The organism is Pseudomonas sp. SWRI179, assembly GCF_014268705.1.
Classification (GTDB): domain Bacteria; phylum Pseudomonadota; class Gammaproteobacteria; order Pseudomonadales; family Pseudomonadaceae; genus Aquipseudomonas; species Aquipseudomonas zanjanensis.
Genome location: NZ_JABWRA010000021.1, coordinates 45,690 through 59,001, shown reverse-complemented (window position 1 = coordinate 59,001; position 13,312 = coordinate 45,690). Strand labels below are relative to the sequence as shown.

The following is a 13,312-nucleotide window of genomic DNA, read 5'->3' as shown; positions in this document are numbered from 1 at the left end:
AGCAGCCTATTTTATGAGCGCTTCGCACTCAAGCGGGAGCAAGCTCCCTCGCCACAGGTTTATCATCCTGCTGAGTGAATAGCGCTGCATGCCCTCAAAAGCCGAGCATCTTCTACCGATACGCCGTGGCAATGCCCTGGCGTTCTTCCAAGCATTCCGGTGCGCCCATCTCGAACTCGCGGCAGATCAGTGGGCGCTTTTCGTAGATGGTGCACATCATGCTGTCGCGATCCAGGGCAGCGCACCATCCGTCGTCAAGCCGCAGCATCACTTCCCCACCCCAATCGTCCGTGTCGATAAAACGCTCCGGGACCCCGGTGTCGGTGATCAGCATCACTTCCAACTGACAGCAGCACGCCGCGCACGTCGAGCACGTAACCGCCGGTGCCTGGATTTCATGGAGGGGGATGGTTTTCATGGTGCGCAGTGTAAGGCAATCGGCGGCTCAGGGGCGTCCCTTGATCGGACTGCCGTTTTTTGCCTGGCATGAGCCCGAGTCGGCTTGCAGGGTTTCGGTGGATGAGGGCAGGGGCCAGAGCCCGGTCATGGAGGCAATGGGGAGCGCAACTTCCCGGGGACGTTCGACCAAATGATCCAGCACCTGTCGCGCGGCTTCCTCTGGCGACCAGTGGCACGGGGCCGGGAAACAATCGTCGGGCTCCAGCGATGGGTCGTCGAACCCCGGGTGCACCAACGTCACATCGATGCCGGCGGGGGCCAGCTCTGCCCGAGCCGATTCGAACAGATGACGCATCCCGTTGCCCCCCGCTTCGATTTGCGAAGGCGGCAGGTAGGTTGCCAGGCTGGCGATACCCACCAGATGAGATTCAATCCCGGCGCGTAACAAGGGCATGGCCACTTCGATGCAGAAACTGGCGGCCAGCAGGTTGCTGCGCACGATATGCTCGATCAATGTGTGATCGGCGGGCTGCCCGTCAACGTACTCAGCCGTGCCGGCATTGAGGATCACCTGATCCAGCGCGCCCCATTGTCGAGTGATGTGTTCGCCGATCTCGCGCACGGTCTGGCTGTCGGTCAAATTGCCGGGCGCTATCAGCACCTGTCCGGGATAACGTATCGAAAGGGTTTCGCAGGATCGGGCCGAGTTCGAACTGACGGCCAGGTAGGCACCCGTCTCGAGTATCGCTTCAGCCAACGAAGCGCCGATTCCGTTTCCAGCTCCGGTAAGCCAGTAGCGCCGTGGCGGTCGTACACCCATTCCATACTCCTTTCGCTTGCGCAGGGCTCTGATACACCGCTTCAGTCGAGTTCCTGCGATTAGTAAGACTATATGTCATCGGATAAATAATGCATCCCGGAGACCGGTAATTTCATGTTCGCTAATCGCCCGTCCCTTCAAGGGCTGCGTCCTGTCGCGTCGGCAGGCTTCTGAACGCTGCCAGCGCCCGTGCCCGGGACTGGGCCAGATCAACAATCGGTGCCGGGTAGTTTGTATTGCCAAACAATTCGCCTTGCACATTAGGGCGGTGGACACTTCGTTTATCGAGATCGTTCAACTCAGGTAACCAATGTTTGATGAATAATCCTTCGCGATCGAATTTTTCCGACTGGCTCAACGGATTGAAGATGCGAAACCAGGGCGCCGAGTCGGTGCCAGTGGAGGCGCTCCATTGCCAGCCGCCATTGTTGGCGGCCAAGTCGCCGTCGATCAGGTGCTGCATGAAAAAGCGCTCGCCTTCGCGCCAATCGATCAACAGGTTCTTGGTCAAAAACATGGCCACGACCATCCGTAAACGGTTGTGCATCCAGCCGGTCTCCATCAATTGGCGCATGGCCGCATCAATGATCGGCAAGCCGGTGCGCGCCTGTTTCCAGGCCTCCAGTTCCGCGGGGGCCCTGCGCCACGCCAGCGCCTCGGTTTCCGGGCGGAACGCGCGATGACGCGACACGCGCGGATAGCCCACCAGAATATGTTTATAGAACTCACGCCAGAGCAATTCATTGATCCAGGTCACAACACCGGCACTTCCGCTTTCGAATTCTCCCTGGTTGGCTTGCAGCGCTGCATGCAGGCACTGACGCGGCGACACCACCCCAGCCACCAGGTACGCCGAGAGTTGGCTGGTGCCGGGCCGGGCCGGGAAGTCCCGTTCGTGCTGGTAATCGTCGAGGTGCTGGTCGACAAAACTGTCCAGGCGCCGCCGGGCTTCGGTTTCACCGGCGGGCCAGAGGGCGCGCAATGCTTCACTGGGCGGGGCGAATCCATCGACTTGCATCGGTACCGGGTCGCGGGCAATACCGGTGGGCGCCTGCCGCGGCGGTGTGGCGACCAGGCTCGGCAATGAGAAATGCAGGCGGTTGTAGCAGACCTTGCGGAACTGACTGAACACCTGGAAATAATTGCCGGTCTTGGTCAGCACGCTGCCGGGCTTGAACAGCAGTTGATCGAGGTGACTGTGAAACTCGATGCCCTGGTCATTCAAGGCATGGGCGACCTCGGCGTCGCGTCGCGTTTCATTCACGCCGTACTCTTCATTGACATGCACGGCGCTGATGTTCAGTTCGCGACATAGCGTGAGCAGCACGTGCGGAGCCTGGTGCCAATGCGCTGCCTCGCGGATCAAGAGCGGGACGTTCAATTCATCCAGGGCCGCGCTCAACGCGCCGAGGTTGCGCAGCCAGAAATCGATCTTGCACGGTGCGTCATCATGTGCACGCCATTGCTCGGGGCTGGTCAGGTACACCGCCACGCAAGGCCCTTGGGCTGCGGCGGCCGCCAGGGCGGTGTTGTCGCGCAGGCGCAAGTCGCTGCGCAGCCAGATCAATCGCATGCTGTTCTTCATCTAAAGGAGTTCTCGGCGACTCAGTTCGCGGTGAGCCGATAGCGGGTCTTCGGCCCAGGACACCTCGATCATCGAGACGCCTGTGGATAGCCGGGCGTGGTGGATCGACGCGGCTGGGCCGGCAATGATGATTGGGCAATCAATTGCGCCCAATAGCCTGGGCAGTTGGGACAGGTTGAGGGCGTGACTGGAATACAACAGGACGCCACGGGCCTTGAGACGTTCGACCGCCAGGGCCAGCTCGCCCGCCGGGAGCGGGCTGTCGAGCACTTCCACTGGGCAATCGGCGCTGCTGGCCAGCCAGGCGGTGAGCCACAGGTGCGGCTCCAGGGGCAGGTCCGATTGATTGACCAGCAACAGGGGCGCGCCGCGCAGTTGGCGGTTGTTGTGATAGATCCGGCTGCCGAACTTGCTGCGCAGCCACGAGTACAGGAAGACGCGTTCCAACTGCGCACCGAACTGGCCTTGCCAGCGCAGGTGCAGGTCGGCCAGCAATGGCAGGAGTAATTGCTCGCACACGGTCCAGGGTGGATACAGCGCCATCGCCTGGTTGATCAGGTCATCGACCTGGCGCTCGGCCAGTTGCGTCACCGCCAGCACCAAGGCGTGGCGCTGACGCTGCCAGTCGTTCTCCGCCGGCTGTGTGGTTTCGGTCGGCGCTGGTGTGTCCAGCAACGGCTTGATCTTGCTCACCGCAACGCCACGATCGATCCACGTGAGGATGTTCCGGATCCGTTGTACATGCTCGGCATTGAACAGTCGGTGACCCTTGGGTGTGCGGTGCGGCACGATCAGGCCGTACCGGCGCTCCCAGGCCCGTAGCGTGATGGCGTTGACCCCGGTCTGCCGGGCGACTTCGCGAATGGGCAGCCAGCCTTGGGCCAAGGCCTGGGCAAAATCGGCCCCCAAGTCTTCGCGGGCGCTGGCGTCGGGGTCGTTCTTCATTAGATAGCGTTTCGCAAGCTAAGGTTTTCCGGGTGCGGTTGCAGGTAGACCTGCTGCGCCAGGTAAGGATCGGGGTGCTGGCGCAGGTGATGCTTGAGCAATGTCAGCGGCACTACCAAGGGCACGATGCCGAGGCGATATTGCCCGATGAGGTGCTGCACCTCTTGTTTGTCCTCGGCGTCGATGTCGCGCTTGAGATACCCGCTCAGGTGTTGCAGCACGTTGGTGTGGGTGCGGCGGGTGGCGCATTTCTTCAGGGCGGCCATCAATGCGCTGAAATAGCGTGGGCCTAGCTCGTTGGCATCGGCCTTGCCCATGGTGCCCAGTAGTTTGCCCAGGGCCTTGTACTGCTCCGGGTTGTGGGCCATGAGCAGGTATTTGTAGCGCGAGTGAAATTCGATCAGGTCGCGACGGGTCAGGCCCTGGCGGCGCAGGGATTGCCAGGCGGCATAGGCAAACACCCGGGTCAGGAAGTTTTCCCGTAGCACCGGGTCGTTGAGGCGACCGTCTTCCTCCACCGGCAGGTCGGGATGGCGTTCGCAAAAGGCCTGGGCATAGATGCCGCGCCCGCCGCCGTCCTGGGTCACGCCGTTGTGGTCGTAGACCTTGACCCGCTCCAGTCCGCAGGAGGGCGATTTCTGCATGAAGATGTAGCCGCAGATGTCATCCAGTTCACCCGCCATCTGCCGCCCGTAGTCGGCCAGTGGCCGGGTCACGTCGAGGTCGCGATTCACCGTGCCGAGCGCCTCGGGGTGTTCGGGGTCGCCCACCAGGCGGATCGGTTCGCGAGGAATACCCAGGCCGATAGCGACTTCAGGGCACACCGACACGAAATCGAAGTACTCGACGAGGGTGCGGCTGCACAATGGCGATTGCTTGTGCCCGCCATTGAAGCGAACTTCAGCCCCCATCAGGCAGGCGCTGATGGCGATTCTGGGTTTGGCGATGGCTGCTTTGGACATGGGCGACCTCTGATAGCTAAATCTTGTACAGATTTTTTGCTCTGTACAATATTTCCATCATAGGTCCGAATGTGTGCAAGTCAATTGGATTTATCGAAGGGACTGACGCAATGAGTGTCGCAGGCAGGCTGCTGTCTCGTTCGACAGCAGCGGATGACGAGCGCTAACGCGCGATCTTATTGCAGGCTGGCATGCAGGCGGCGTGCTGCCTCCTGGCCGCTGAGCCATGCGCCTTCGACCCGGCCGGACAGGCACCAGTCGCCGCATACATACAGGCCCAGGTCGGCATCGGCCAGGGCGCCCCATTCGTGGCTGCCGGCGGGGCGGGCGTAGAGCCAGCGATGGGCCACGCTGAAGCTCGGGGCGGGCATCGCACTGTGCAGCAGCTCAGCGAACGCGCCGTGCAGGTGTTCGATCACCGCTTCCTTGGACAGGTCGATGTGCTGCCGGCTCCAGTCGCTGGTGGCGTGCAGTACCCAAGTGTCGAGTTTGCTGTCGCGTCCCGGTTTGCTGCGGTTGCGTGCCAGCCAGTCCAGCGGGCTGTCCTGCACGAAGCAGCCTTCCATGGGCGTATCCAACGGTGCTTCGAAAGCCAGCGCCACGGCCCAGGTCGGGTCCATCTTCACGCCGGCGGCCACCGCAGCCAGTTTCGGTACGGCCGCCAGCAACGCGGTGGCCTGGGGCGCGGGTGTGGCAATCACCACTTGGCCAAAGGGGCCATGGGTGAAACCTTCCGCGTCCTGCAGATGCCAATGTTCCTGGCCGCGGTACACCTCGGTGATCCGGCAGGAAAACTGCACTTGCAGCTTGTCGAGCAAGGCGCGGGTGATGGCGCTCATGCGCGGGGTGCCGACCCAGCGGGTCTGCTCGTCCGGCGATGGGCTCAATTGTCCATTCTGGAAGTTGTAGAGCTGCGGGTTCCATTCCGCGGCCCAGCCGTTGGCTTGCCAGCGCTGGACCTCCGTGACAAAGCGGCGGTCGCGAGCGGTGAAGTATTGCGCGCCCATGTCCAGCGCGCCGGCATCGCTGCGCTTGCTCGACATGCGTCCGCCACTGCCATGGCTTTTATCGAAGAGTTGAACGACATGCCCGGCCTCCGTCAGGGCCTGGGCGGCTGAAAGTCCGGCGATGCCGGTGCCGATGATTGCGATAGGTACAGTCATGAGGGCCTCGTTTACCTTTCTGTACAGACTACGCCGTCGATTAAACCTGTACAATTTTGGTTTTTGGTATAAGTTTTACCGTTCGCGTTTGGACAGGTTGTCCTATTGTTAAACACAGACCCTGTCCGATACGAAAAATCCCTACCTATAAAAATAGACTAATGGGCCGGGTAAAACGCGATGCGAGGAACATCTCATGCACATATTGCTGACCGGCGGTACTGGTTTGATCGGACGTCAGCTCTGCCGCCTCTGGTTGCAGCAGGGGCATCGCTTGACGGTATGGAGTCGTCGACCCGAAGAGGTGGCGAAAATCTGCGGGACATCGGTGCGGGGCGTCGCCAGGCTCGACGAAATTGACGAGCCGGTGGATGCGGTGGTCAACCTCGCGGGAGCACCGATTGCCGACCGTCCCTGGAGCCATAAACGCAAGATGCTGTTGTGGAGCAGTCGCATCACGTTGACGGAAGTTTTGCTGGCGTGGCTGGGGCGTTGCGAGCAGAAACCGCAGGTGTTGATTTCCGGTTCCGCGGTGGGTTGGTACGGCGATGGTGGCGAGCGTGAGTTGACCGAGGAGTCGGGGCCGGTGAGCGAAGATTTCGCCAGCCAGTTGTGCATCGCCTGGGAAGAAACCGCGCAGCGGGCCGAGGCCTTGGGCCTGCGCGTGGTGCTGGTGCGTACCGGCCTGGTCCTGTCTGCCGAGGGCGGCTTTTTGTCGCGGCTGCTGCTGCCGTTCAAACTGGCGCTGGGCGGGCGTATCGGCAATGGTCGGCAGTGGATGCCATGGGTTCATATTGACGATCAAATCGCCCTGATTGATTTTCTTCTGCACCGCACCGATGCCAGCGGTCCTTATAATGCGTGCGCGCCGAACCCGGTGCGCAACCGCGATTTTGCCAAGGCCCTGGGGCGCGTCTTGCATCGGCCGGCCGTGGTGCCGATGCCGGAGCTTGCGCTGAAGGTCACGCTGGGGGAATTGTCCTTGCTGTTGCTCGGCGGCCAGCGCGCCACGCCGGCCCGATTGCAGGCGGCGGGTTTCACATTCCGGTTCACTGATTTGCCCGCGGCCCTGGAAGACTTGTCCAGCCGCCTTTGAAATAGGACGTTGCATGACCGATCACGCGTTGCTTCTGGTGAATCTGGGTTCGCCTGCCTCCACCTCGGTGGCCGATGTGCGCCGCTACCTCAATCAATTCCTGATGGATCCGTATGTCATCGACCTGCCATGGCCGGTGCGGCGCTTGCTGGTATCGCTGATCCTGATCAAGCGTCCCGAGCAGTCGGCCCATGCCTACGCCTCGATCTGGTGGGAGGAGGGTTCGCCGCTGGTGGTGCTCAGTCGCCGGCTGCAACAGGCCATGACCGCGCAGTGGACCCAGGGCCCGGTGGAACTGGCGATGCGTTATGGCGAGCCGTCCATTGAATCGGCGCTCGTGCGGCTGGCGAGCCAGGGACACAAGAAGATCACCTTGGCGCCGTTGTACCCGCAGTTCGCCGACAGCACCGTGACCACGGTGATCGAGGAGGCCAAGCGGGTCGTGCGGGAAAAGAAACTCGATGTGCAGTTTTCGATCCTCCAGCCGTTCTACGATCAGCCGGAATACCTCGACGCCCTGGTCACCAGCGCCAAGCCGTACCTGATGCAGGAACACGATCATCTGTTGTTGAGTTTTCACGGCCTGCCGGAACGGCACCTGACCAAGCTCGACCCAACGGGGTTCCATTGCTTCAAGGATGCCGACTGCTGCAAGAACGCGCCGCCGGAGGTCATGGCCACCTGTTACCGCGCGCAATGCATCCGTACGGCCGAACTGTTCGCCCAACGCATGGGGCTGGCGGACGGCAAATGGTCGGTGTCGTTCCAGTCGCGCTTGGGACGGGCCAAGTGGATCGAACCCTACACGGAGGCGCGCTTGGAGGAGCTGGCTAAAAGCGGCGTGAAGAAGGTGTTGGTAATGTGCCCGGCGTTCGTCGCCGACTGCATTGAAACCCTGGAGGAAATCGGCGATCGCGGCCGCGAGCAGTTCCGCGAAGCGGGAGGGGATGAATTGGTGTTGGTGCCTTGCCTCAATGATGAGCCGCAGTGGGCGAAGGCGTTGAGTACCCTCTGCGAACGGGCGCCGATAGCTCTGTAGATTTCAGCGGCCCCTTCGCGAGCAAGCCCGCTCCCACATTGGATCTTTGTCGTTCACAAAGTTTGTGTACGCTGAGGATCAAGTGTGGGAGCGGGCTTGCTCGCGAAGAGGGCCTGTCAGACAACAGAACTTTTAAATCAGCGGCTCATCCACCTTCTTCTGCTTCCAACCGTCATTACCCGGCAGCAGCAGGTTCAGCGCGATCGCCACCACCGCGCACAGCGCGATGCCTTTGAGGCCGAAGTCGTCCGGGCCGGTGCCGGTGCCCACCAGCACGCCGCCGATGCCGAACACCAGCGTCACCGAAACGATCACCAGGTTGCGCGCCTCGCCCAGGTCGATCTTGTGGCGGATCAGCGTGTTCATGCCCACCGCCGCAATCGAACCGAACAACAGGCACAGGATCCCGCCCATCACCGGCACCGGGATGCTTTGCAGCAGCGCGCCGAACTTGCCGATGAACGCCAGGCTGATGGCAAAGATCGCCGCCCAGGTCATGATCTTCGGGTTGTAGTTCTTGGTCAGCATCACCGCGCCGGTCACTTCGGCGTAGGTGGTGTTGGGCGGGCCGCCGAACAGGCCGGCGGTGGTGGTGGCAATGCCGTCACCCAGCAGCGTGCGATGCAGGCCGGGTTTTTTCAGGTAGTCGCGACCGGTCACGCTGCCTACGGCAATCACCCCACCGATGTGCTCGATGGCCGGCGCCAGGGCGACCGGCACGATGAACAGGATCGCCTGCCAGTTGAACTCCGGCGCGGTGAACGCCGGCAGGGCGAACCATGGCGCGGCGGCGATTTTCGCGGTGTCCACGACACCGAAGAAAAACGCCATGGCAAAGCCCACCAGCACGCCGGAAATGATCGGCACCAGGCGGAAAATGCCTTTGCCGAACACCGCGACGATCAAGGTCGTGAGCAGGGCCGGCATCGAAATCATCATCGCGGTCTGATAATGAATCAGCTCGGCGCCGTCGCCGGCCTTGCCCATCGCCATGTTGGCGGCAATCGGCGCCATGGCCAGGCCGATGGAGATGATCACCGGGCCAATCACCACCGGCGGCAGCAGCCGATCGATGAACCCGGTGCCCTTGATCTTCACCGCCAGGCCCAGGAAGGTGTAGACGAAACCCGCCGCCATCACGCCGCCCATGGTCGCGGCCAGGCCGAACTGGCCCTTGGCGAGGATGATCGGGGTGATGAAGGCAAAGCTCGAGGCCAGGAACACCGGTACCTGGCGCCCAGTGACGACCTGGAACAGGATCGTTCCCAGGCCGGCGGTGAACAGCGCCACGTTAGGGTCCAGCCCGGTGATCAGCGGCATCAATACCAGCGCGCCGAAGGCGACGAACAGCATCTGGGCACCGGACAGGATCTGGCGCCAGAGCGGATCGTTGAACTCGTCTTGCATGCTCAAGCGTCCTTCTGCTTGGTGCCGAAGATCTTGTCGCCGGCATCGCCCAGGCCCGGGATGATGTAGCCATGTTCGTTGAGTTTCTGGTCGATGGACGCGGTGTAGATGGTCACATCCGGGTGGGCGTCCTGCACGGCCTTGATGCCTTCGGGGGCCGCGACCAGCACCATGGCGCGGATGTCCCGGCAACCGGCTTTTTTCAGCAGGTCGATGGTGGCGACCATGGAGCTGCCAGTGGCGAGCATCGGGTCGATGATCATCGCCAGGCGCTCGTCGATTTCCGGCACCAGTTTTTCCAGGTAGGTGTGCGCTTGCAGGGTCTGCTCGTTGCGAGCCACGCCCACGGCGCTGACCTTGGCCCCGGGGATCAGGCTCAGGACGCCCTCGAGCATGCCGATGCCGGCGCGCAGGATCGGCACCACGGTGATTTTCTTGCCGGCGATTTTCTCGACCTGGACCGTACCGGCCCAGCCGTCGATTTCGTAGGACTCCAGCGGCAGGTCCTTGGTGGCTTCGTAGGTGAGCAGGGCACCGACTTCCTGGGCCAGTTCACGGAAGTTCTTCGTGCTGATATCGGCGCGGCGCATCAGGCCGAGTTTGTGTCTGATCAGCGGGTGGCGGATCTCGAGGATGGGCATGGGGAAGGCTCCGGCGGCGGGCAAAAAAACCGGCCTAGATTAATCTATCCGAGGGTGTTGTCCTATAGACAATACAGAACGTTAGTCCACAAACGCTTGATCTGGCCGGGCGGGATGCGTACCTTTGCCGGCTTTTCCGAACCCTGCCCCTTGGAGAGCGCCATGTCCGCTGATCTCGAGCATATCCGTCAAATCATGCGAGAGGCTGACTGCCTGTACACCGAAGCCGAAGTCGAAGCGGCCATCGCCCGTGTCGGTGCGCAAATCAACGAGCAACTGGCCGATGCCAATCCGGTGGTGTTCTGCGTGATGAACGGCGGGCTGATTTTCTCCGGCAAGCTGTTGACCTACCTGAACTTCCCCCTGGAAGCGTCCTACCTGCACGCGACGCGTTATCGCAACGAAACCAGCGGCGGCGATCTGTTTTGGAAAGCCAAGCCGGAAGTCTCGTTCATCGACCGCGACGTGCTGATCATCGATGACATCCTCGACGAAGGTCACACCCTGGGCGCAATCATCGACTTCTGCAAACACGCCGGCGCCCGTGCCGTGCACACCGCCGTGCTGATCGACAAGGACCATGACCGCAAGGCGCGGCCGGACTTGAAAGCCGATTTCGTCGGCCTGCCATGCATCGACCGCTACATCTTCGGTTATGGCATGGACTACAAAGGTTACTGGCGCAACGCCAATGGCATCTTCGCCGTCAAGGGCATGTAATCGATGACTCGGCCAAGCTTTCTGGAACAAGCGCTGTTCGATGAGTTGGCCGAGAAAGCCGCGGCCAATCCTCGCGGGCGGCAGCACCATAATTTCCATGGGATGGATGAGCCGTGCCATCGCATGGCGGTGGGTTTGCAGCCTTCCACCTACATCCCGCCGCACCGTCACCTGAGTGCCGACAAGGCGGAAACCTTGCTGGTGCTCAAGGGCCGATTGGGGGTGTTGATTTTTGACCAGGCCGGTGCGGTGGTGGACAAGCGCATCCTGCAGGCCGGCGGCGATTGCCTCGGCGTCGACTTGCCGGCTGGCGTGTACCACGGCTTGGTGGTGCTGGAAGCCGACAGCCTGATGTTCGAATGCAAGGCCGGCCCTTACCGGCCCGTGGGCGAGGGCGAACTGGCCCATTGGGCGCCCCGCGAAGGCGAGCCTGGCGTAGCGCAATACCACGCCTGGATGCGCGCCCAATTCGCCTAGCACCTGTGGCCTGAGAGCTTTTGTGGCGAGGGAGCTTGCTCCCGCTTGGGTGCGGAGCACCCACCTGCAATTGCACAACTCCACCCCAAGGGGCTGCTACGCAGCCCAGCGGGAGCAAGCTCCCTCGCCACATAGGCTCCCTTGCTACAGATCAGGCCAGCCTTGCTTGAGTCGCGCTACCGGCTAGCCATTTTTCGCTCTTGACCCGCGCCTGCTCCAAGGTCTGCACATACGCCAACTGACGTTGTTCGCGATGAATGCCGGCGCGGCGCAGTTTCAGGCGCACCCTGGGCGCAGTCGCCACCAGGATCAGGCCGATGCCGTGCTTGCGGTAATCCTTCAGGATATTTTCCAGCGCGGCCAGGGCGGTCATGTCCAGCATCGGCACGGCGCTCATGTCCACGACCACTACACGAACGCCCGGGTCGAACCGGCGCAGCACATCCAGGGCCTTTTCCGCCGCGCCGAAGAACAGCGGCCCACGGATCCCGTAGCAGCGTACATGTTCGGGCATGTCCAGTAGGGCCTGGTGGAAGTGGCGCGGCAGTTCGGCACTGTCGGTCAGTTCGCTCATGCGCTTGATGAACAGCCCGGCGGCGAGCAGCAGGCCGACTGCGACGGCCAGGACCATGTCGAACAGCACCGTCAGGCCCAGGCAGGTCAGCAGCACCAGTACGTCGCTGCGCGGGGCGATGCGCAGGGTGTGCAGCACATGCCCGGCTTCGCTCATGTTCCAGGCGACCATCACCAACAGCGCGGCCAGTGCGGCCATGGGCAAATAACTGAACAGCGGCGCCAGCAGCACAATCGCCACCAGCACCACGAGGCTGTGGATAATCGCGGCCAGCGGTGAAGAGGCGCCGCTGCGCACATTGGTGGCGCTGCGGGCAATGGCGGCGGTGGCGGTGATGCCACCGAACAGCGGCGCCACCAAATTGCCCAGGCCCTGGCCCATCAACTCGGCGTTGGGGTCGTGCTTGCTGCCGGTCATGCCATCCGCCACCACCGCGCACAACAAGGATTCGATGGCGCCGAGCATGGCGATGGCAAAGGCGGGCGCCAGCAGTTGGCGGATCAGGTCATAGGAGAGGATCAACCGATGCCCCTGGCCGTCCGGCAGGTTCCAGGGCCAGTCGAAGCTCGGTAAGAAAGGTGGGATGCCTGGGTGAACGATGCCATCGACAACGTAGCTGAACCGTTCGCCCAGCGTCGCGATCGGCCATCCGCCGCTTTCCATCGCCAGCCCAAGCAGCGTACCCACCAGCAGGGCCACCAGATGCCCAGGCACCCGGGGCACCCAGCGCGGCCAGGCAATCAGCACCGCCAGGCACGCGGCGCCGATGACTCCATCGCCGAGACGGGCACCGGGCAGCGCCACGAGCAATTCCCCCAGTTGTTCGATGTAGTGTTTGGCTTGGCCTGCGGTGGTCAGCCCCAGCAGGTCCTTCAGTTGCAAGGTGGCAATGACCACGCCAATGCCCGCGGTGAAACCGAGGATGACCGGGTAGGGAATGTACTGGATCAAACGGCCGGCGCGCATCAGGCCCAGGGCGATCAGGATCAGGCCGGCAAGCATGGTGCACAACAAGAGGCCGCCCAGGCCGTATTGCTGGGTGATGGGCAGCAGGATGACCACGAACGCCGCTGTCGGCCCGCTCACGTTGAAGCGTGAGCCGCCAGTGAGGGCGATCAGCGGCGCTGCCACCAACACCGTGTACAGGCCGTGCTGCGGCGGCACGCCGACGGCAATCGCCAGGGCCATGGCCAGGGGGATGGCGATAATGCCGACGGTCAGCCCGGCCACCAGATCGCCGCGCAGGCGTTCGAGGGTGTAACCGGCCCGCCAGGTTTGGCGCCAGGCGGCGAACAGCGGTGGGGCGGAAAAAGACATGGGCACTCCACACAAAATGAACGGGCGTTACATCTGGATCTGCCGAACAACGATCCCTGTGGCGAGGGAGCTTGCTCCCGCTCGGCTGCGCAGCCGTCGTAAAACGGGTCGACGCGGTTTGCCAGGGGAATCGCAGTCGCCTGTTGTTTGGGGCGGCTGCGCCACCC

At 62.5% G+C, this 13,312-nt stretch carries 13 protein-coding genes; 4 read left to right on the top strand and 9 right to left on the bottom strand.

The window, feature by feature from the left end:
• Positions 1-112: 112 nt before the first annotated feature.
• From HU767_RS14225 to HU767_RS14200, 6 genes are all read right to left on the bottom strand, one after another.
• Positions 113-418: a YkgJ family cysteine cluster protein gene (locus HU767_RS14225; RefSeq protein WP_186705012.1), complete on the bottom strand. Its 306-nt coding sequence runs from the start codon at positions 416-418 to the stop codon at positions 113-115.
• A gap of 27 nt (positions 419-445) precedes the next feature.
• A complete protein-coding gene (locus HU767_RS14220) occupies positions 446-1,219 on the bottom strand; it encodes an SDR family oxidoreductase (RefSeq protein WP_186729790.1) in 774 nt (257 codons plus the stop codon).
• Positions 1,220-1,340: 121 nt separating this feature from the next.
• Positions 1,341-2,792, bottom strand: coding sequence for a deoxyribodipyrimidine photo-lyase (gene phrB / locus HU767_RS14215; protein ID WP_186705014.1), 1,452 nt, complete (start codon positions 2,790-2,792; stop codon positions 1,341-1,343).
• 12 nt (positions 2,793-2,804) lie between these two features.
• Positions 2,805-3,749, bottom strand: coding sequence for a MerR family transcriptional regulator (locus HU767_RS14210; RefSeq protein ID WP_186705015.1), 945 nt, complete (start codon positions 3,747-3,749; stop codon positions 2,805-2,807).
• Positions 3,749-4,711, bottom strand: a complete 963-nt coding sequence (locus HU767_RS14205; RefSeq protein ID WP_186705016.1) for a DUF523 and DUF1722 domain-containing protein — start codon at positions 4,709-4,711, stop codon at positions 3,749-3,751. The genes HU767_RS14210 and HU767_RS14205 overlap by 1 nt, the downstream gene beginning before the upstream one ends.
• 176 nt (positions 4,712-4,887) lie before the next feature.
• The gene (locus HU767_RS14200) at positions 4,888-5,874 is read right to left on the bottom strand and encodes an NAD(P)/FAD-dependent oxidoreductase (protein ID WP_186705017.1); all 987 of its coding nucleotides are present in this window, start codon (positions 5,872-5,874) and stop codon (positions 4,888-4,890) included.
• A gap of 196 nt (positions 5,875-6,070) precedes the next feature.
• Between HU767_RS14200 and HU767_RS14195 the strand changes: the two genes are divergently transcribed.
• Both HU767_RS14195 and hemH read left to right on the top strand, forming a co-directional pair.
• On the top strand, positions 6,071-6,970 hold the full coding sequence (locus tag HU767_RS14195) for a TIGR01777 family oxidoreductase (RefSeq protein WP_186705018.1): 900 nt from the start codon (positions 6,071-6,073) through the stop codon (positions 6,968-6,970).
• A 13-nt stretch (positions 6,971-6,983) separates the two neighbouring features.
• The gene (gene hemH / locus HU767_RS14190; protein WP_186729789.1) at positions 6,984-8,009 is read left to right on the top strand and encodes a ferrochelatase; all 1,026 of its coding nucleotides are present in this window, start codon (positions 6,984-6,986) and stop codon (positions 8,007-8,009) included.
• Positions 8,010-8,141: 132 nt separating this feature from the next.
• Here the strand turns inward: hemH and HU767_RS14185 are convergent, their stop codons facing one another.
• Positions 8,142-9,416 (bottom strand): uracil-xanthine permease family protein, encoded by a 1,275-nt coding sequence (locus HU767_RS14185; RefSeq protein WP_186729788.1) that lies wholly within the window; start codon positions 9,414-9,416, stop codon positions 8,142-8,144.
• 2 nt (positions 9,417-9,418) lie between these two features.
• Positions 9,419-10,057, bottom strand: a complete 639-nt coding sequence (upp, locus tag HU767_RS14180) for a uracil phosphoribosyltransferase (protein WP_003185330.1) — start codon at positions 10,055-10,057, stop codon at positions 9,419-9,421.
• A gap of 162 nt (positions 10,058-10,219) precedes the next feature.
• Here upp and HU767_RS14175 point away from each other — a divergent pair, with 162 nt between their 5' ends.
• Complete coding sequence (locus HU767_RS14175; RefSeq protein WP_053125250.1) at positions 10,220-10,777, top strand: hypoxanthine-guanine phosphoribosyltransferase; 558 nt, start codon at positions 10,220-10,222, stop codon at positions 10,775-10,777.
• Between the two features lie 3 nt (positions 10,778-10,780).
• Positions 10,781-11,254 carry a WbuC family cupin fold metalloprotein gene (locus HU767_RS14170; protein ID WP_186705022.1) on the top strand — a complete coding sequence of 158 codons (474 nt, stop codon included), beginning with the start codon at positions 10,781-10,783 and terminating at the stop codon, positions 11,252-11,254.
• A gap of 151 nt (positions 11,255-11,405) precedes the next feature.
• Here HU767_RS14170 and dauA read toward each other — a convergent pair whose 3' ends face one another.
• Entirely contained in the window at positions 11,406-13,145 is a 1,740-nt protein-coding gene (gene dauA, locus HU767_RS14165; protein WP_186705023.1) for a C4-dicarboxylic acid transporter DauA, read from the bottom strand.
• Between the last annotated feature and the right edge of the window lie 167 nt (positions 13,146-13,312).